Consider the following 19,987-nt stretch of genomic DNA (forward strand, 5'->3'; position numbering starts at 1 on the left):
GAATGTGACAAAATTTTTAACTATTTAATTTATTTTTTCCATCACTTATAGTAAGATTAACAATAATTGGATGTTTTTTTGAAAATACATAGTCAACTATATTATAAGCTGAAACAGATTTACAAACAAGCGTCATACTATCAGAGAATAGATCATAAATATAAATTGTAGAAGAAAGGAATTGTTGAAATTTGCGAAAAAAGGGGGAAAAATGATGGGGTATGATCACGGAACCCAAAATAATGAGGAAGCTATCCACATTGCCGAAACAAAGCCGGTGCAATTGCGCTACCCACAATTATCCTCACTGCCTTCATTTATGCTTGCATGGGTAGAAAACAATTGTCATGATATCATAACTGTCTTAGATGAAGAAGGAAGAGTCATATTTAGTTCTAAGTCAACAGAGCATTTACTAGGATTTCACCCGTCTGAATTAGCGGGAAAGTTTTGGCATGAGATGATTTCTGCTGATGACGCAAGTTATATTAAAGACAATTTTGAGCAAAGATTTTCACAAAACCAACTTTATACCATGAATATACTAAACAGTGATGGCAAGTATATTTGGTCAGAATGTTCTGTAGTAAAATTACAAGATCCACAGAAAGATGAAATTTTCTATTTATCTACTATTGCTGATATACGAGATAAAAAAGAAGCGGAAGAAATGATGATACGTTCAGAAAAAATGTCAGTTGCTGGACAACTAGCAGCTGGAATTGCGCATGAAATCAGAAATCCGCTAACATCGTTAAAGGGATTTTTGCAGTTGCTTCAAGCAGGTGTAAACAGAAAAGAAGAATATTATAATATCATGATTGATGAAATTGAAAAAATGGAGACAATTACTTCTGAGTTACTTTTTATCTCGAAACCACTGACAGATAATAAGAAAATGGAATCCATCTTAGATATGGTTCATGATGTCGTCGTATTACTACAACCTCAAGCAAAGATGAAAAATATTCATATTGAATATTCCGTATCCAGGCATGAAAGCGTATTTTGCGATCGCTCGCAAATTAAACAAGTACTAATCAATTTGGTGAAAAATGCAATTGAAGCAATGGAAGAGAGTGGTAAAATTTATTTAACATCTACATCTAGTGATACCCATGTGGAAATCAGTATAATTGACGAAGGACCAGGTATTCCAGATGAAATCATACATAAGCTCGGAGAACCATTTTTTACAACAAAGCAAAGCGGGACTGGTCTAGGTATTATGATAACGAAACAAATTCTCGAAAGGCATCAAGCTTTCTTAGAAATTGAAGCTAAAGAACAAGTGGGGAGTACTTTCCGCATTATTTTTCCATTATCCAATAAATAATCCCGATCGTTTTTTAATGTTCAAATAACAGATAGTGATTTTCTTTGAAGAATACGTACTATACAAATTAGTGCGAAGTTTGGTGAGCCTTGGTGACAAATAAAACTGAATTGCATTATTACATTATAATTTATAACTAGTAGTTGATGTATCTTGATTTTTATATAAGAAAAAATTATCACTTCACATAAATTTTTACTATATAAAGTGTTGTTTCAATGGTTTGTTTTATGTCACATTTTCCTTTAATATAGAGTAAGTGGGTAAGGTTTATATTATATTGTTAATGAAAGTGAAAAAGATGTCGTACGTTGTAATTTGTATGACATGCATGATGAAAGGGGTACAAACATGGGGAAGAGTAATTCATTTAATGCTAAAAAGCAATTTGAACTCAATGGAAAAACCTACAACTATTATCAACTGAAAACTTTAGAAGAAGCTGGATTAGGAGAAATTTCACGCTTGCCATTTTCTGTTCGTGTTCTCCTAGAATCACTTGTTCGTCAACATGATGGACATCAAATCAAAGATGAGCACGTCGAACGCCTAACTAAATGGGGCACAGAAGCAGGAAAGGGTGTAGATGTTCCATTCAAGCCTTCGCGCGTTATTTTACAAGATTTCACAGGTGTACCAGCAGTAGTAGATCTTGCTTCTTTACGCAAAGCAATGGTAGATATGGGTGGAACACCTAGTAAAATTAATCCAGAAGTACCAGTAGATCTAGTTATTGACCACTCCGTACAAGTAGATCAATATGGTACAGCAAATGCGCTAAAAGCCAATATGGATTTAGAATTTGAACGAAATGCAGAGCGTTATGAATTTCTTAATTGGGCGCAAAAAGCTTTCGATAATTATCGTGCTGTACCACCGGCTACAGGAATTGTGCATCAGGTGAATCTAGAGTATATCGCAAATGTAGTACATGGCTTAGAAGACGAAAATGGTGAGTACGTTGCATTCCCAGACACACTTGTGGGAACGGATTCACATACGACAATGATTAATGGATTAGGCGTTCTTGGCTGGGGTGTTGGCGGTATCGAAGCTGAAGCAGGTATGCTTGGGCAACCTTCTTATTTCCCTGCTCCTGAAGTAATTGGAGTTAAGTTCACTGGAAGTTTTCCGAATGGAACAACAGCTACTGACTTAGCATTGAAAGTAACACAGGTATTACGTGAGAAAAACGTAGTCGGCAAATTTGTTGAGTATTTTGGCCCTGGTTTAAAGGATATGCCATTAGCAGATCGTGCTACAATTTCTAATATGGCACCAGAGTATGGCGCAACATGTGGTTTCTTCCCAGTGGATGAGGAATCATTGAACTACTTACGTCTAACTGGTAGAGACGAAGAGCAAATTGATCTTGTAGAAAAATACTGTAAGCTAAATAACCTATGGTATTCTGCAGATCAGAAAGATCCAGAGTACACGGATCTTGTTGAGATTAATTTATCAGAACTAGAACCTAACCTTTCAGGACCGAAACGTCCTCAAGATTTAATCGCGCTATCAAATATGAAAAAAGAATTTAATAAGGCGATTACAGCACCCGCTGGAAACCAAGGCTTTGGACTTGATAAATCTGAATTCAAAAAAGAAGCAGTTGTCGAGCATCCAAATGGGAAATCATCCGTTATGAAAACTGGAGCACTTGCTATCGCAGCAATCACTTCTTGTACAAATACGTCCAATCCTTACGTAATGTTAGGTGCTGGTCTATTGGCGAAAAACGCAGTAGAAAAAGGGCTCCTCGTACCTGAATACGTAAAAACTTCATTAGCACCAGGTTCAAAAGTAGTAACCAGATATTTAGAGGATGCTGGACTAATGCCTTATTTAGACAAACTTGGCTTTAACCTAGTAGGATATGGATGCACAACATGTATTGGTAACTCTGGACCATTACGCGAAGAAATTGAGCAAGCGATTATTGATAATGACCTTACAGTATCGTCTGTTCTTTCTGGTAATCGTAACTTTGAGGGACGTATCCATCCATTAGTAAAAGCAAACTACCTTGCATCTCCACCTTTAGTAGTAGCTTACGCGTTGGCAGGTACGGTAGACATTGATCTTACGAAAGATGCTTTGGGGGCCGATAAAGATGGAAATCCAATATACATGAATGATATTTGGCCATCCATGGAAGAAATCAAGTTACAGGTAGAAAAAGTTGTTCAACCTGAGATTTTCCGTAAAGAATACGAAGATGTGTTTAGTTCGAATGAACGCTGGAATGAAATTGATACGACAGATGAACCATTATTTGAATGGGATAGTGAATCGACATATATTCAAAATCCACCATTCTTTGAAGGTCTAGCGAAAGAGGCTGACTCAGTCAAGCCACTGAATAACTTACGTGCTATTGGTAAATTTGGTGATTCTGTAACTACAGACCATATCTCACCTGCAGGTGCTATTGCAAAAGATATGCCAGCAGGTAAATTTCTACAAGATAAAGGCGTTTCACCTCGTAACTTTAACTCTTATGGATCTCGTCGTGGAAACCATGAAATTATGATGCGTGGCACATTTGCCAATATCCGTATTCGTAATTTACTTGCTCCAGGTACAGAAGGCGGCTTTACAACGTATTGGCCAACAGAAGAAGTTATGCCTATCTATGATGCAGCAATGAAGTATCAGCAAGATGGCACTGGTCTTATCGTTATTGGCGGTAAGGACTATGGAATGGGTTCTTCTCGCGATTGGGCCGCTAAAGGAACAAATTTACTAGGAATTAAAACCGTAATTGCCGAAAGCTTCGAACGAATTCATCGTTCTAATCTAGTTATGATGGGTGTGCTACCATTACAATTTGAAAATGGAGAAAGTGCAGATTCATTAGGTTTAACTGGTAAAGAAAGCTTTAGTATTGAAGTTAATGAAGATGTAAAACCACATGATTTAGTAAATGTAACAGCGGTAAGTGAAGATGGTACGAAAACAGAATTTAAAGCTGTTGCACGATTTGATAGTGATGTAGAGATTGATTACTATCGTCATGGCGGCATCTTACAGATGGTATTACGTAACAAGTTAGAAGTATAATTTTTACCTATATCTTAAAAAGCCTCTACAACGATCATAATTGTAGAGGCTTTTTTCTATAATATTATGAAGAGATAATGGTGAATTTTTTACGAACGATAACGTATGTAGCTTTACAAACCCAATTATTTTACATACCATTTAATAAGGATAGGAAAATAGAATAGAAAATCGCATTTATAATGATTAGCAAGGAGACATCGTGTATGTTAAAAAAAATAGTTGGAATTACTGTGATCATCGTGCTAGCTGGAATTGTACTTTTTAACTATGTTCAACAACGAAACGAAGTTTCAAAAGAAGATAATGAATATAATGTAAGCGGTGATACAGATGCTGAAGGTGGTGCTATTTCTTCAGTAGAAAAGGACAAAGTACTTCAACCTGGTGATACTGCACCTGATTTTCAACTTGAGACACTTAGTGGAGATACACTAAAACTGTCTGATTTACGAGGTAAAAAGGTTATTCTTAATTTCTGGGCAACATGGTGCCCACCTTGTCGTAAAGAAATGCCAGCAATGCAAGACTTCTATAATGAACATAAAGAGAATGTAGAGGTTGTAGCCGTTAATTTAACTGACTCAGAAAAAAAGGAAAAGGATGTTCACAAATATATTAATAAGTATGACTATACATATCCTATACCATTGGATCGAAAATCGAAGGCACGTAATATGTACCAAGTATTTAGTGTTCCAACAACTTATTTTATTGATACAAAAGGAAAAATCCATCAAGTGAAGCCCGGACCAATGACATATGAATTTATGAAAGATACTATTAATTCTGCTAATTAAGGTATATATTTAAGCTAAACTGGTAAAGCTTCTTCTAAAAAGGAGTGAATTACCATTTCTTTAAAGAAAAAACGTACGTTTGATGAATTAGTGAGTGAAAATCGTCAGCAAATATTAAAAGACAGATCACTCATGGACAAGATCGAAAAGCAATTGGAATTAAAAAGAAAACCTATTCAAAAAGAAGTTCAATAAAATAGATAGAAGTTTAATCACTTTCCATTCGTGGGAAGTGTTTTTTTGGATAAATTTTCTAGTATATAGATGCATTCACAAGAAATAATAGGTGCAGACAAAAGAAAGGAGGGATTTATTCATGACGACAGATAAATACCAGCCAAAGCCAGATGATCGTAGTGATAATGTAGAAAAGTTACAGGATATGGTTCAGGATACAATTGAAAATATGGAACAAGCACATGAAACGATGCAATTTTCTTCCGGTGAAGAGAAAGAAGCTATAAAAGCAAAAAATAAAAGAAGAGAGCAAGCCATTGAAGGTATGCGAAAAGAGATAAAGGACGAACATGAGCATAATGAGTTGAATTAAGTGAATTCCCCCGATACTAGGTTAAAGTGAATCGGGGGATTTTAAGTCGCTGTCACTTAATATTTAGAAGAAATATGTTAAGCTATATGTTGAGAGAAAAAGAAGCTGGGAGGAATAATCAGTGCAATCAGTCAGGACACCAATTGCAGTCAGATATCAAGAAACAGATCAGATGGGTGTTGTTTACCATGCTAATTATCTTGTATGGTTTGAGATTGGAAGAACAAAATTTATCGAATCTCTTGGTTTTCATTATACAGATATGGAAGAGCATCAAATCGTGTCTCCCGTTACAAACGCAACGATTCAGTTTAAAAAGCCAATTCGTTATGGTGAGGATGCATTTGTGAAGACATGGCTAGAAACATACGATGGTATTCGAACGGTATATGGCTATCAGATTTTAAATCATAAAGAAGAAGTAGCTGTAAGCGGAACAACAGAGCATGTTATAGTGAAAAAAGATACGTTTAGACCATTATCCTTAAGAAAAGCTTTTCCTGATTGGCATGAAGCTTATACAAAACAATTAAATGAGGAATAATCATGGCTTTTGGAATAGATCGTAAGGAAATATTGAGGTGGAAAAATGAGATTAACGCTGGAAAAATAGCATTCCTAACTCATTATTGGATAGATAATCGTTTTCCAGGATGTACTACAGTTACAAAGGTGGGCTGCAAAAATGTAGATCAGTTGATTTCTTGGGGTGAACCATATGGTCTAATGCCTCAATGGATTGATCGTAAATTAAATTACCCCCATTTTGACTTATTTGGTGAAAAGCAAAGTGAAATATTACGTAAAGAGGAGCAATGGGAACAAATAGAAAGATTTCGATTATAACATAGAAATAATTCCATCCTTACTTGTATAGATAAACAAGCAAAAGGGAAACTTCCTAGAGAGTTCCCTTTTGCTAATAACCGCTATGTTTAGTTCGTAATATACTTCATAGTGGGCTCCTGTTTTTTTCTACTGTAGCTGATCTTAAGATCCTTATCTTCAAAATACCATTCATCTTTTGTTTCAACAAAAAAGGTGACACCTTCAACCTCAATGGAGGTATGTAGATCTTCCGGCTTTTCATTGCTTACACCTAATGAAAAGCCGGGCACATTTCCTCCAATGCCACCATATCTTACAAAAAATCGAACATAGGAAGTATCTTCGTCTATATCTAACTCTTTTTTATACCATTTTGCAGCTTCTTTACTAATTTGTATATTCAATGAAGACAACTCCTTTGTTTCTCTATCTATTATCATCTTGCTTTTTTCTCTTTTCCGGTACTAAATCTACTCCACCAGCGTGAAACGGGTGGCATTTGCTAATTCGCTTCACGGTCAAATACGTTCCCTTCCATACGCCAAAACGTCTATATGCTTCAAGTCCATACTCCGAACAAGTAGGGTAGAACCGGCAAGTTGGTGGTGTGAATGGACTAATAGCTGATCGATAAAATTTTATTAATCCAATGAAGAGATATTTCATAGATATGACCTTCTCTAATAAGTTTCATTTTCTTTGTCATAGCTGACTGTAGCAATAGCATCATGCATATGAATGGATTCTTCATTCCGACAGCTAACTTTAAATTTCGTTATAAATGGAAGCTCATACAAATCCGCTGCGACTAGCCTTACCACATCTTCTACAAACCTTGGATTCTCATATGCCTGTTCCGTAACCATTTTTTCATCTGTTCTTTTTAAGATTGGATGTAATCTTGCACTTGCATTGCTCTCAGCAGCCTCTAATAATATGGCTTTCCAATCTGATAAAGATTCATCATAGTCTTCTGATAATGATACTTCGATCTTGACGTTACCTCGTTGGTTATGTGCGCTATACTCACTAATCTCTTTCGAGCATGGACATAGCGTTGTAATCGACGCAGCTAAAGATACAGCCAATTGATAACCGAGCTGTCTATCATAATTAATGCTAATGGTAGCATTGGCATGATTCATTCCAGCAAGTCTGGTATCTGGGGCATGTCTCTCATAAAACCAAGGAAAGCTCACCTTAAGGGAGGCATCCTGTTGATCTAATCGTTCCGCTAATTCTTTTGCAAACGATTTTAATGTATGAAGATCCATTGCAAACCCATTAGCATGATAATTTGCTAACTGTTCCGTAAAGCGACTCATATTTGTTCCTTTGTTTGATTGCTTCAAGCTAGATGTAAAGGTAAATTCACCAATTGTAGTTTGCTTGGCTGGAGTTAAGGAACTGTATATGGTTATTGGATGTTTTACCTTAGTAATTCCAACTGCATCCAAATCAAATAAGAAGTCCTTTTTCGTATTTTGCAAATCTGCCATATGCACTTTATCGACAGGTTTTGTTCTCGGGACCGGCATTACAGAACCAAATAATTTATGACGTTGTTCTTTGTTAGGCAATTTCTTCTTTGGGAATGTCTGTGTATTATCCATAACATCGTCCCCTTTCTCTTTGCTAATAAAAGTATACTGTAGGTGTTATAAAGATTCAATGTATAGGTTTTGATAGGAAAGAATTACATCCAAGTAATTTTCGGTTCTGTTTTATTCTTTATCCGCTTAATATTCTCTCTATGTCTATAAAAAACGAAAATTGTAAGTATTGTCGTAACAATGATAAGCCCAATATCCTTAAAAAGGATCGACAAAACAATTGTAACGATACCTGTTATCATCGAGGACAAGGAGACGTATTTGGACAGATAGAGACTTAGCAAGAATGTGGTGATCATAATAATAAATAATAATGGATTAATTCCTAAAATAATTCCCCCTGATGTTGCTACTGCTTTCCCACCTTTAAACTTTGCAAAAATAGGATACGTATGCCCAGCTACGGCAAATAAGCCAACTACGAGACGATAAACATCAGCATCGAATATAAGCGGAATTAATGTTGCTGCTGTTCCCTTTAAGATATCTGCAAGTGTTACGATTATTCCTGCTTTAATTCCTAATACACGAAACGTATTTGTCGCGCCTAAGTTCCCACTACCATGTTGGCGAATGTCTTTATTATATCCCAGCTTGCCAACAATTAATGCTGAAGGAATAGAACCTAATAAATAAGCAATAATAGCAAACAAAATGTACTCCATATAAATTCCTTCTTTCTTCATTTATGTATGTATCAAACAAACAGGAGATACGATAGATGAGGCTTATTTTTAAAACTGTTGCTGCAATTTCATCATTCAATTTGCATGAATATAAGGAAAATACATACAGTTGATTTTCCACGCTATAAACGGAAAGTTCCGAGCAGCTTCGTTACCCCAGACTATTATCTGGACACACTTTTTCTCCGCAGCTGTTGTTACTTTCTGATTATAAAATGAAACCGCTCTCCTCCATTTACGGATTATTAGAGTTTCTCCAGTATTAACTGGTTACAAGGCCCTTACGAGTAAAACCATAGAGGGTAAGGAGAGATTAGAGACTTTCCACTAATTTATGCCTCCCTTTCATTTTATAGAATTGTAAGGGGGATTGGTGGAAGTGAGCACGTATGAAATTGATTCCAATCATAAAAAATAAGCTGCTTCTTATTTTAGCACGAACACAGCGTTTTAAGAACCATATTTCATGATAAGTTTATTATGTTTGAGATCGTTTCATTAGGGGAAATAACTATATTGCTTTAACATAGGGAATAATTAGAGAAGGAATAGCTAAGGAGGAAGCCATGATTGAATTTAAACATATTAAAAAAATCTACCCAGATGGAACGGAAGCGATAAAAGATATTTCCTTTCGTGTGGAAAAAGGGGAAATCATGACTCTAATCGGACCTAGTGGTTGTGGCAAGACAACCACAATGAAAATGGTAAATCGTTTAATTGAACCTACGTCAGGTGAAATATACATAAATGACAAAGCCATTGATTCCTATAATATCCATGAACTAAGATGGAATATAGGCTATGTACTGCAACAAATTGCATTATTTCCCCACCTAACGATCGATGAGAATATAGCAGTTGTTCCAGAAATGAAAAAGTGGAAACGTAAAGCGATTAAACAACGAAATCGAGAATTGTTAGATATGGTTGGGTTAGATCCTGCAACTTTTCAAAACAAAATGCCGCGAGAACTATCTGGTGGTCAGCAGCAACGGATAGGTGTCATTAGAGCATTAGCTGCAGATCCTGATATCATTCTAATGGACGAGCCTTTTAGTGCATTAGATCCTATTAGCAGAGAGCAATTGCAAAAAGATATTCGTTCATTGCAAAAAGAAATAAAAAAAACTATTCTTTTTGTTACCCATGATATTGATGAAGCGATGGCATTAGGGGATAGGGTTTGTTTGATGAAGGGTGGAAAAATTGTCCAACTTGATAGGCCCCAAGATATTATTTTGCATCCACAATCTCCATTTGTTAAAGACTTTATTGGTGAAAGGAAATCTCCATGGCAAACAGCGGTAGATATTATAGCTGATCCATCACAAAAATACGTCCTTTCTCAATCATCCTATAATAACGGTAATTACTCTAAGTTACAAACTTATATTGTGCGTGATGAAAATAATATGTATGTGGGCTTGTTACAATCTGGCATTCTAACAGATGGAATTCGGTTAGAGAATGACCTGCCCTTAATTAAAGCTGTGGAAATTATTGAATCATCAAATCAAACGATTTATCCAGTAGTCAAAGCAAATAAACTGGTAGGGGTCATTAGTTATCGCGATATCGTGGCATATCTAAAAAGTAAAGCCGTAGTAGCGAATGGAGTGGTTCAATCATGAACGATTTCATTACAGTATTTCAAAACAGACAAGATATGTTTTGGGAAACCATTTGGGAACATTTGCAAATCTCATTACTATCATTAATAATTGCAATTGTCATTGCTGTACCATTAGGTTTAGCTTTAACAAGGTATCCTAAAATTGCTGAACCAATTATTGGCATATCTGCAGTCATGCAAACGATCCCTAGCCTAGCTGTGCTTGCTTTTTTAATTCCTTTTTTTGGTATTGGAACATTACCAGCCATCATTGCATTGACTGCTTATGGATTGTTACCGATACTTCAAAATAGTTATACAGGGATAAAAGAAGTAGACCCTGCATTAAAAGAAGCTGCTACTGGGATGGGGATGAATTCGTTTAAACGATTAACAAAGGTAGAGCTTCCGATAGCAATGCCCGTTATCATGGCAGGAATTCGTACTTCAATGGTTTTAATTGTCGGTACTACAACACTTGCAGCGCTTATAGGGGCAGGAGGATTAGGGGAGTTAATTCTTCTCGGTCTTGATCGCGGAGCAGATGTTAACCTCATTTTACTTGGTGCAATACCCGCAGCTTTATTAGCAATCATATTGGATTTTATACTACGTGGGTTTGAGCGCATCTCCAGAAGGGCAGGTTTTAAAGCTTTTCTTTCCATGCTAATAATAGCTGTTTTAATTGTTGTATCTCCATTTATTTTTAGTAATTCCAAACAAGCTGATTTAGTAATTGGCGGTAAACAGGGTGCAGAACCTGCTATCTTAATCAATATGTATAAATTACTAATTGAGCAAGACACGGATCTTACGGTAGAATTAGAAGCAGGCTTGGGGAAAACTTCATTGGTATTTGATGCACTAAAGGAAGGGAGCATCGATATTTTCCCTGAATTTACAGGGACAGCCATTGTAACCCATTTAGGCGACCAAGCGAATAGTAATGAAGCAAATCAAGTCTACGAACAGGCAAAAAAGGGTATGAACGAACAATATGATATGGCATATTTAGAACCGATGAAATTTAATAATACGTATGCTGTAGCTACTACCAAGCAATTAGCTGAGCAATATAGTCTAAAAAATATTAGTGATCTTAAGCAAATAGAGGATAATATAACTGCAGGATTTACATTAGAGTTTAAAGACAGATATGACGGGTATGTAGGTATGCAGGACAAATATAATTTAAATATAAACGATGTACGCACCATGGATCCTGGGTTAAGACAAGATGCATTAACGACAGGCGATGTAGATATCATTGATGCCTATGCTACAGATAGCTATATGATTGAATTAGATTTAGTTACTCTAGAAGATCCGAAGAATCTATTTCCCCCATACCAAGGAGCACCACTAATGAAGAATGAAACATTAGATAAACACCCAGAATTAGAAACGATATTAAACAAGCTCGCAGGGAAAATTACAGATGAACAAATGAGAAAAATGAATTATCAAGTAGATTATGAAGACAAATCTCCAGAAGAGGTCGCTAAACAGTTCTTAGAAGAACATGACCTCATTGTAACGGAGTAGAAAGGGGGATATTTATGCGTTGGGAAAATCCATCAAATGACAGACTAAAGCAAGTTTTGACTACTGCAAAAACAATTGCTGTTGTAGGTTTATCTTCTAACCCAGATAGAACCTCATATCAAATTGCTCAAATTATGCAAAAGCAAGGGTATCGAATTATTCCTGTAAATCCTACAATAAGTGAGGTGCTTGGAGAAAAATCGTATCCTTCATTAACAGATGTTGAAGAGCAGATCGATATTATTAATGTGTTTCGTAGGCCAGAGCATTTACTTGATATCGCTAAAGAAGCTGTACAAACCAATTGTAGTGTTTTTTGGGCACAGCAAGGGATAAGTAATGAGGATGCCTATGATTATTTGAAGAAACATGATTTCACGGTTATTATGGATTTATGCATTAAAGTTGTACATGCCGTATTAGTAAAATAACGAAGCTTACAGGATGGCATATTCATGCCATCCTCTTCCTTTTCCAAAAGGTATACACCTTTTGGAATGCTATAATGCCATTAAAGAGATGTAGTAAGTTAAAATAGTGTCTCAAAGCTACTTAACTATAGTTGACCCATGCAAGATAAAAGGAAGTGTAGTATACTTAAGTACACCGCTTATGGTTAATACTGGCAAGTACAAAGCATTATCAGCTCATCATAATGATAGATAGCACAAAACCTCGGTAAGCGATGTTGGCTACGTAAAGAGGAGACTTAGGCTTTACAAGTTGGTAAAAATTTAAAATTGATGCGGCATGACAGATAGGGATACCTATCATTTTTCTTTCTTAAGGATATAGTATATACGCAAAATATAATTAGTCTTTACAGAAACAAACATTCGTTCTATTATAGTGAGAGAAAATCTGGATATACTTTTTATATTATACTAAGAATTAATAGATGAATGTGCGCAACATAATGAATTTAGTTGAGAACAGATGCAAGATACTACGACTTAAATAAATGAAAGTTAGGTTTTGCATGAGCAAAGGGCAGAGCGTTATACACTGGTAATGATTCGAACAAAGTAATCTACGTAAGAAGGGAGCAGTTTTGAATTGGCTCAACAACCTATGCAATATAGTGATGACTCAATACAGGTACTTGAAGGATTAGAAGCAGTCAGAAAAAGACCTGGAATGTATATAGGAAGTACAGATCTCCGTGGTTTACATCATCTCGTATTTGAAATTGTTGATAATGCTGTAGATGAAGCTTTAGCAGGATTTGGTGAAACGATAAAAGTAACCATACATAAAGATAATAGTATTTCAGTAGTGGATAAGGGCCGAGGTATACCAACTGGAATGCACCGTACTGGAAAGTCCACACCTGAGGTCATTTTTACAGTATTACATGCAGGAGGAAAGTTTGGTCAGGGAGGCTATAAAACAAGTGGTGGACTGCATGGGGTTGGCGCTTCTGTTGTCAATGCACTCTCTGAATGGTTAGAGGTAACTATTCATCGAGAGGGGCACACCTATTTTCAACGATTCGAAAACGGTGGTAAGCCGGTTGGTTCCCTTGAAAAAAAGGGGACAACGAAAAAGAAAGGATCGACCATTCACTTTAAACCAGATCCAGGTATTTTTACAACCATTGTATATGATTTTGAAACCTTGTCGGAACGGTTACGCGAGGCAGCCTTTTTGTTAAAAGGGCTAAAAATTCAACTATCTGACCTTCGTAATAATCAACATGAAGAATATCAATTTCCAGATGGTCTCAAGGCTTTTGTACATTATTTAAATGAGGAAAAGGACACGCTTCATCCTGTAGTTGCATTTGAAGGAGAGCAACAAGGAATAGAAGTTGATTTTGCATTTCAGTTTAACGATGGCTATGCCGAAAGTATGCTGTCTTTTGTTAATCACGTCCGAACAAAGGACGGTGGAACACATGAATCTGGTGCTCGCACAGCAATTACTAGAACGTTTAATGATTATGCGCGTCGGGCAGGATTACTTAAAGAAAAAGATAAGAATCTGGAAGGAACAGATATACGAGAGGGCTTTACTTCAATCGTTTCTGTTCGTGTGCCAGAGGAAAAACTTCAATTTGAAGGTCAAACGAAAGGAAAATTAGGTACACCTGAAGCAAGATCAGCTGTTGACGCCATTGTTTCTGAGAAGTTATCCTATTTCCTTGAAGAAAATCCGGACGTCTCGGGACTGTTAATAAAGAAAGCAATCAAAGCGAAGGAAGCAAGAGAAGCTGCCCGAAAAGCGAGAGAAGAGGCACGTACTGGTAAGAAAAGAAAAAGAAAAGATACCATATTAAGCGGGAAATTAACACCTGCGCAATCAAAGAATCCAAAACGTAACGAATTATATTTAGTTGAGGGTGATTCGGCTGGAGGGTCTGCAAAGCAGGGTAGAGATAGGAAATTCCAAGCTGTATTACCTCTACGTGGTAAAGTAATCAATACCGAAAAAGCGAAGCTTCAAGATGTATTTAAAAATGAAGAAATCTCAACCATCATCCACACCATTGGTGCGGGAGTAGGCGGAGATTTTGATTTAGATGATGTGCAATATGATAAAATCATTATTATGACGGATGCTGATACAGATGGGGCACATATTCAAGTATTATTACTAACGTTTTTCTACCGCTATATGCGCCAGCTAGTGGAAGCAGGAAAGATTTATATCGCTCTCCCACCTTTATATAAGATCTCTAAAGGAAAAGGAAAAAAAGAGAAGGTTGTATATGCATGGGATGAGGAAGAAATGAAAAAAGCGACACTTACGTTCAAGAATGGGTATACGCTGCAGCGCTATAAAGGTCTTGGTGAAATGAATGCAGATCAGCTATGGGAAACAACCATGAATCCTGAATCTAGAACGCTTATCCGTGTAACCATTGATGACTTAGCTAGAGCAGAACGACGTGTAACAACATTAATGGGGGACAAGGTAGAGCCGCGGAGAAAATGGATTGAAGGCAATGTAGAGTTTGGCTTAGATGATGAATCAAATATTTTAGAAAATGATAAAATTCATACAGAACAACAACAATAATTAAAGTATAACCATAAGGGGGGGTTGGTTTGTCACAACCAGAAACGTATTTAGACCTTCCGTTAGAAGAAGTAATTGGAGACAGATTTGGAAGGTATAGTAAATATATTATTCAAGACAGAGCATTACCTGATGCAAGAGATGGGTTGAAACCTGTTCAAAGAAGAATTCTTTATGCTATGCATGAAGAGAAAAACACGCATGATAAAAATTTTCGTAAATCAGCAAAAACCGTTGGTACCGTAATTGGGAATTATCATCCACATGGTGATTCCTCTGTATACGAAGCGATGGTTCGTCTTAGTCAAGAATGGAAGGTAAGGAATGTCTTAGTAGAAATGCACGGAAATAATGGTAGTATCGATGGCGATCCACCTGCTGCAATGCGTTATACAGAAGCTAGATTATCAAGTATCGCTTCTGAGTTATTACGTGATATTGATAGGGATACGGTTGATTTTATTCCAAACTTTGATGATACCATTATGGAGCCTGTGGTCCTTCCTGCAAAGTTCCCGAATTTACTAGTTAATGGTTCAACAGGAATATCCTCAGGTTACGCTACGGATATACCTCCACATAATTTAGAAGAAGTGCTTGATGCAGTTATATTAAAAATTGATAAGCCTGCAGTCACTACAGAAGAATTAATGGAAGTTATTAAAGGTCCCGATTTTCCTACTGGAGGAATCATTCAAGGTGTGGAGGGCATAAAAAAGGCGTATGAAACAGGGCGCGGCAAAATAGTAGTTCGTGGTAAAACAAAAGTAGAAGAGGTACGTGGCAATCGTCAGCAAATAGTCATTGATGAAATACCGTATGAAGTAAATAAAGCCAACATGGTTAAAAAAATTGATGAATTGAGAATCGATCGGAAGGTAGAGGGAATTGCCGAAGTCCGTGATGAGACAGATCGTACCGGGTTAAGGGTAGTCGTCGAACTAAAAAAGGATGTAAATAGTGAAGGTGTTCTTAATTATCTGTTCAAAAATACAGATTTACAGGTTACTTATCACTTTAATATGGTTGCCATTCAAGACAAAACCCCTAAGCTCCTTTCATTAAATGAAATGCTTGATGCCTACATTAGACATCAAAAGGAAGTTGTAACTAGACAAACAGTATTTGATTTAACGAAGGCCAAGGACCGTGCACATATCGTAGAGGGGCTAATGAAAGCTATATCCATCCTTGATGAAGTTATCGCAACTATTCGATCATCTAAGGATAAGCAAGACGCTAAACAACGATTAATCGCAAACTATGGATTTACAGAAGCACAAGCAGAAGCTATTGTAATGCTTCAGCTCTATCGCTTAACAAACACTGACATCACTACACTTCAGCAAGAAGCTGAAACACTTCGAGAAAAAATTAAGGAACTAGAGCATATATTACAGAGCGAGAAAAAGCTGCTTCAAACGATCAAAAAAGACTTGAGAAAAATCAAAAAAACATTTGCAACTCCTAGAAAAACAATTGTTGAAAATGAGATAGAGGAATTAAAGATTGATATCGAGGTTATGGTCGCTAGTGAAGATGTTCTTGTATCTGTTACCAGAGATGGTTATGTAAAGCGAACTAGCCTTCGTTCGTATAGTGCATCAAATGGCGAAGATTTTGCAATGAAAGAAGATGACCATATTGTTGGTTTAATCGAATTAAATACGACGGATAAAGTTCTCGTCTTTACGAATAAAGGAAAGTATTTATATTTACCTGTTCACGAACTTCCAGATATACGTTGGAAGGATATTGGACAGCATATATCTAATATAGTTTCCATCGATAAGGATGAACGTATTATTGAATGCATACCTGTCCGTGATTTTAAAGAGGATAACTTCCTATTGTTTTTCACAAAAAACGGCATGGTTAAAAGGAGTCCATTACAGTTATATGACGCTCAGCGATACTCGAAGGCTTTAATTGCCCTAAACCTAAAAGCTGATGATGAAGTAGTGAATGTCCACAAAACAAATGGTCATACAGATGTATTCATAGCATCTAATAAAGGTTACGGCCTCTGGTATCATGAAGCAGATATATCGATAGTGGGGCAACGAGCTGCTGGTGTTAAAGCAATTCAACTGAAAAAAGATGAATACGTTGTTAACGGACAAGTATTTGATGATCTCTCTGATCCATCTCTGGTGGTTCTAACACAAAGAGGCGCATGCAAACGTATGAGATTGCAAGAGTTTGAAAAATCGACACGAGCGAAGCGTGGGTTATTGATGCTTCGTGAGCTGAAGAGTAAACCCCATCGAATTAGAGGATTTTTCCTTATTAATGAAGATGATACACTAGACTTCCAAACAAGTGACGGTACGACACACAGTATATTTCCACTAGAACTTTCCAATAGTGATCGATACAGTAATGGTTCATTTATTATTGATGCTGACACGCATGGTGAGGTAGTAGAAGCATGGAAGCAGGCTCATTATCAGAAACCATTTGAAGATACAAATAAAGCATAATGTAGTAATATTTTCTAGCTATTCATATGACAGGTAAGCCAAGAAGGTTGCCTGTCATTTTTTTAATGGCTGAGAAGTCTCCCTGTCTCTGCTAGCCTACTTTAAAACAAAGGGTCGAAATTATTATCCCTCACTTTGAGAACAAAAATAGCATACAATTAAGTATTCAACCCGTACTTAGACTCACTATTTTGCATGGAATTGTACGTAGTACACACGGAATCTGCAAGTATTACTGGAGATACGCTCATCTATTCCATTCTTCATAAAGCAATTTTAAAATAATCGTTTCTGAACCGCAGCGGATACGAACCTTTTCTCTAAATTCCTATTGTATTTTTATAGCACACGCGTATATATTGTAGTGACTTTTGATCCATTTACAGGAAAAGTAAGAGATCTTTGATGCAGACAGGAAACCCTTTCAGCGGACATTGAAGGCTGAAAACGGTAATAAAAACCTTTAGCCGCAGAGCAGGCTACTAGTTCCCACTGGTGGTTTGGGTTTATTTATAAATACTTTTTATTCAACTAACGCTTTGCATTTCTTGCCAAGACTTTATATTTTCAGATAAATATGATAGTGTTAAAATATCTAATGAAGAGGAGGGATTTAGAACGGAATTACGTGAAAAAATAATTCAATCTTCATTGCTACATTTCGAAAAGTATGGATATCACGGAGTAACAGTGAATCAAATTGTCGCTGATGTAGGTACTTCTAAGGGTGGATTTTATCATCACTTCTCTTCTAAAGATGAGCTACTATACTTAATCCATGATACGTTTATATCTTATGTACTTGATAAAGCCATCCGTGCCAATGAAATGTATCATTCACCGACAGAGAAGCTAAGCGTAATTATTAAGGATTTTGTTAAGGTTTTTGATATTTATAAGCCACATATTTCCGTGTTTTATCAGGAAACAGTATATTTAAAACCTGAGTATGAGTCTTTAATCAAAGCAAAGCGTGACCAGTTTAAACAGCTCATATTTCAAGTCATTTATGAAGGTAAGCAAACTGGTGAATTTCGTCAGGCATTACCGGTTGAAATTACAGGAATGGCAATATTAGGGATGGTAAACTGGACATATAAATGGTATAAGCAAGGTGGTGCGAAGAGTATTAATGAAATCAGTGACATTTTCGTAGATCTCATTTTACATGCTGTCTTAGATCACGGAAATATACACGATGATGCATATGAAGCGTTGATAGACGATAATATGTAATAATTACATGTATAATGCTTTGAACAGACCAACCAGTCGGTCTTTCAGCATGGGATAGGAGGAAAACATGAATTTTGAATTATCAAAGGAACAATTAATGATTAAAAAAATGGTAAAGGATTTTGCGGAAAATGTGATTCAACCTAGAGCAATCGAAATTGATAAGGAGGCAAAATTCCCTATTGATATCTTCGATCAGCTTGGAGAGCTTGGCATACTCGGCATTCCTTTCCCTGAGGAGTATGGTGGTTCCGGTGGTGACACATTATCGTACGCTTTAGCTGTAGAAGAAATTGGCAGTGTTTGTGGTAGTACAGGATTAAGCTATGCTGCCGCAGTTTCATTGGGAGCAAGTCCCATTTACTATTTCGGAACAGAAAAACAAAAGAAAGCGTTCCTAACTCCTTTAGCTCAAGGAAAAGCACTTGGTTCATTCGGATTAACAGAGCCTAATGCCGGATCAGATGCAGGTGGAACAAAAACAACTGCTAAATTAGAGGGCGATGAATATATTATTAATGGAGAGAAGTGCTTTATAACTAACGCTAGTTTTGCTAAAACATTAATTGTAACCGCTGTCACAGGTAAAAATGAGAAAGGAAAAAATATTATCTCAGCGATTATCGTTCCAACAGATACAAAAGGAGTTAAAATTACTAGCAATTATGACAAGATGGGTGTACGCGGATCCGATACAGCGGAAATCGTACTTGACCAAGTACGTGTTCCAAAGGAAAATCTACTGGGTGATCCGGAAAAAGGGTTTAAGCAATTCCTCTATACATTAGATGGTGGAAGAATTTCAATAGCTGCACTTGGAGTAGGTATTGCTCAAGCTTCTTTAGAAAAAGCATTAAACTATGCAAAGGAAAGAAAACAGTTCGGCCAATCTATTTCTAATTTCCAATCTATCCAATTTAAATTAGCTGATATGGCAATGGAAGTAGAGCTGTCACGAAACATGGTTCATAAAGCAGCTTGGTTAAAGGATAATGATAAGCCATTTAGTAAAGAAGCAGCCTATGCAAAGCTTTTTGCATCCGAAACAGCATCTCGTGCAGCGAATCAAGCCATTCAAATTCATGGTGGGTATGGATATATGCGTGAGTATGAAGTAGAACGCTACCTAAGGGATGCAAAACTACTTGAAATTGGAGAAGGTACTTCAGAAATTCAACGTTTAGTTATCGCTAGACAATTAGGTTGCTAGT

At 36.5% G+C, this 19,987-nt stretch carries 18 protein-coding genes; 14 read left to right on the forward strand and 4 right to left on the reverse strand.

The genetic code is table 11. The features are described from left to right. The first annotated feature begins 214 nt into the window (after positions 1-214). The 7 genes from Q1A47_RS04555 (at position 215) to Q1A47_RS04585 (ending at position 6,595) form a co-directional block, all read left to right on the forward strand. Positions 215-1,336, forward strand: a complete 1,122-nt coding sequence (locus Q1A47_RS04555; protein WP_121605145.1) for an ATP-binding protein — start codon at positions 215-217, stop codon at positions 1,334-1,336. 351 nt (positions 1,337-1,687) lie between these two features. Beyond that, positions 1,688-4,399, forward strand: a complete 2,712-nt coding sequence (acnA, locus tag Q1A47_RS04560; RefSeq protein WP_026683159.1) for an aconitate hydratase AcnA — start codon at positions 1,688-1,690, stop codon at positions 4,397-4,399. A gap of 206 nt (positions 4,400-4,605) precedes the next feature. Next, on the forward strand, positions 4,606-5,199 hold the full coding sequence (locus Q1A47_RS04565) for a redoxin domain-containing protein (protein WP_026683160.1): 594 nt from the start codon (positions 4,606-4,608) through the stop codon (positions 5,197-5,199). 54 nt (positions 5,200-5,253) lie between these two features. After that, positions 5,254-5,394, forward strand: coding sequence for an FbpB family small basic protein (locus tag Q1A47_RS04570; protein WP_121605144.1), 141 nt, complete (start codon positions 5,254-5,256; stop codon positions 5,392-5,394). Between the two features lie 121 nt (positions 5,395-5,515). Further along, complete coding sequence (gene tlp / locus Q1A47_RS04575; RefSeq protein WP_026683161.1) at positions 5,516-5,749, forward strand: small acid-soluble spore protein Tlp; 234 nt, start codon at positions 5,516-5,518, stop codon at positions 5,747-5,749. A 121-nt stretch (positions 5,750-5,870) separates the two neighbouring features. Continuing rightward, the gene (locus tag Q1A47_RS04580) at positions 5,871-6,293 is read left to right on the forward strand and encodes a thioesterase family protein (RefSeq protein WP_026683162.1); all 423 of its coding nucleotides are present in this window, start codon (positions 5,871-5,873) and stop codon (positions 6,291-6,293) included. A gap of 2 nt (positions 6,294-6,295) precedes the next feature. Continuing rightward, a complete protein-coding gene (locus Q1A47_RS04585) occupies positions 6,296-6,595 on the forward strand; it encodes a hypothetical protein (protein WP_121605143.1) in 300 nt (99 codons plus the stop codon). Positions 6,596-6,684: 89 nt separating this feature from the next. Here the strand turns inward: Q1A47_RS04585 and Q1A47_RS04590 are convergent, their stop codons facing one another. From Q1A47_RS04590 to plsY, 4 genes are all read right to left on the reverse strand, one after another. Then, positions 6,685-6,981, reverse strand: a complete 297-nt coding sequence (locus Q1A47_RS04590) for a HesB/YadR/YfhF family protein (protein ID WP_026683184.1) — start codon at positions 6,979-6,981, stop codon at positions 6,685-6,687. 22 nt (positions 6,982-7,003) lie between these two features. Beyond that, positions 7,004-7,243 (reverse strand): membrane protein insertion efficiency factor YidD, encoded by a 240-nt coding sequence (gene yidD / locus Q1A47_RS04595; protein ID WP_121605142.1) that lies wholly within the window; start codon positions 7,241-7,243, stop codon positions 7,004-7,006. Between the two features lie 14 nt (positions 7,244-7,257). Beyond that, positions 7,258-8,190 (reverse strand): GTP cyclohydrolase FolE2, encoded by a 933-nt coding sequence (folE2, locus tag Q1A47_RS04600; protein WP_121605141.1) that lies wholly within the window; start codon positions 8,188-8,190, stop codon positions 7,258-7,260. 83 nt (positions 8,191-8,273) lie between these two features. Continuing rightward, complete coding sequence (gene plsY, locus Q1A47_RS04605) at positions 8,274-8,855, reverse strand: glycerol-3-phosphate 1-O-acyltransferase PlsY (protein WP_026683165.1); 582 nt, start codon at positions 8,853-8,855, stop codon at positions 8,274-8,276. Positions 8,856-9,442: 587 nt separating this feature from the next. Here plsY and Q1A47_RS04610 point away from each other — a divergent pair. The 7 genes from Q1A47_RS04610 to Q1A47_RS04640 all read left to right on the forward strand — a co-directional run bounded on the left by Q1A47_RS04610 (position 9,443) and on the right by Q1A47_RS04640 (position 19,986). Further along, positions 9,443-10,510, forward strand: a complete 1,068-nt coding sequence (locus Q1A47_RS04610) for an ABC transporter ATP-binding protein (protein ID WP_166530309.1) — start codon at positions 9,443-9,445, stop codon at positions 10,508-10,510. Next, positions 10,507-12,036 carry an ABC transporter permease/substrate-binding protein gene (locus tag Q1A47_RS04615; protein WP_166530308.1) on the forward strand — a complete coding sequence of 510 codons (1,530 nt, stop codon included), beginning with the start codon at positions 10,507-10,509 and terminating at the stop codon, positions 12,034-12,036. Before Q1A47_RS04610 ends, Q1A47_RS04615 begins: the two co-directional genes overlap by 4 nt. A 14-nt stretch (positions 12,037-12,050) precedes the next feature. Further along, positions 12,051-12,467: a CoA-binding protein gene (locus Q1A47_RS04620; protein WP_026683167.1), complete on the forward strand. Its 417-nt coding sequence runs from the start codon at positions 12,051-12,053 to the stop codon at positions 12,465-12,467. 640 nt (positions 12,468-13,107) lie between these two features. Then, on the forward strand, positions 13,108-15,057 hold the full coding sequence (parE, locus tag Q1A47_RS04625; protein ID WP_034679985.1) for a DNA topoisomerase IV subunit B: 1,950 nt from the start codon (positions 13,108-13,110) through the stop codon (positions 15,055-15,057). A 29-nt stretch (positions 15,058-15,086) separates the two neighbouring features. After that, on the forward strand, positions 15,087-17,540 hold the full coding sequence (gene parC, locus Q1A47_RS04630) for a DNA topoisomerase IV subunit A (RefSeq protein WP_166530307.1): 2,454 nt from the start codon (positions 15,087-15,089) through the stop codon (positions 17,538-17,540). A gap of 591 nt (positions 17,541-18,131) precedes the next feature. Then, positions 18,132-18,776 (forward strand): TetR/AcrR family transcriptional regulator, encoded by a 645-nt coding sequence (locus tag Q1A47_RS04635; RefSeq protein WP_026683170.1) that lies wholly within the window; start codon positions 18,132-18,134, stop codon positions 18,774-18,776. 67 nt (positions 18,777-18,843) lie between these two features. Further along, positions 18,844-19,986 carry an acyl-CoA dehydrogenase family protein gene (locus tag Q1A47_RS04640; RefSeq protein WP_166530306.1) on the forward strand — a complete coding sequence of 381 codons (1,143 nt, stop codon included), beginning with the start codon at positions 18,844-18,846 and terminating at the stop codon, positions 19,984-19,986. The last annotated feature ends 1 nt before the right edge of the window (position 19,987 follow it).

Origin of the sequence: uncultured Virgibacillus sp., from assembly GCF_947495635.1 — a bacterium.
Lineage (GTDB): Bacteria > Bacillota > Bacilli > Bacillales > Amphibacillaceae > Virgibacillus > Virgibacillus salarius.

Excerpts from the sequence above, each read along its gene's own strand:
- Q1A47_RS04555 (WP_121605145.1), top strand. The coding sequence starts at position 215 with ATGGGGTATGATCACGGAACCCAAAATAATGAGGAAGCTATCCACATT.
- acnA (WP_026683159.1), top strand. The coding sequence starts at position 1,688 with ATGGGGAAGAGTAATTCATTTAATGCTAAAAAGCAATTTGAACTCAAT.
- Q1A47_RS04565 (WP_026683160.1), top strand. The coding sequence starts at position 4,606 with ATGTTAAAAAAAATAGTTGGAATTACTGTGATCATCGTGCTAGCTGGA.
- tlp (WP_026683161.1), top strand. The coding sequence starts at position 5,516 with ATGACGACAGATAAATACCAGCCAAAGCCAGATGATCGTAGTGATAAT.
- Q1A47_RS04585 (WP_121605143.1), top strand. The coding sequence starts at position 6,296 with ATGGCTTTTGGAATAGATCGTAAGGAAATATTGAGGTGGAAAAATGAG.
- yidD (WP_121605142.1), bottom strand. The coding sequence starts at position 7,243 with ATGAAATATCTCTTCATTGGATTAATAAAATTTTATCGATCAGCTATT.
- folE2 (WP_121605141.1), bottom strand. The coding sequence starts at position 8,190 with ATGGATAATACACAGACATTCCCAAAGAAGAAATTGCCTAACAAAGAA.
- plsY (WP_026683165.1), bottom strand. The coding sequence starts at position 8,855 with ATGGAGTACATTTTGTTTGCTATTATTGCTTATTTATTAGGTTCTATT.
- Q1A47_RS04610 (WP_166530309.1), top strand. The coding sequence starts at position 9,443 with ATGATTGAATTTAAACATATTAAAAAAATCTACCCAGATGGAACGGAA.
- Q1A47_RS04615 (WP_166530308.1), top strand. The coding sequence starts at position 10,507 with ATGAACGATTTCATTACAGTATTTCAAAACAGACAAGATATGTTTTGG.
- Q1A47_RS04620 (WP_026683167.1), top strand. The coding sequence starts at position 12,051 with ATGCGTTGGGAAAATCCATCAAATGACAGACTAAAGCAAGTTTTGACT.
- parE (WP_034679985.1), top strand. The coding sequence starts at position 13,108 with ATGCAATATAGTGATGACTCAATACAGGTACTTGAAGGATTAGAAGCA.
- Q1A47_RS04640 (WP_166530306.1), top strand. The coding sequence starts at position 18,844 with ATGAATTTTGAATTATCAAAGGAACAATTAATGATTAAAAAAATGGTA.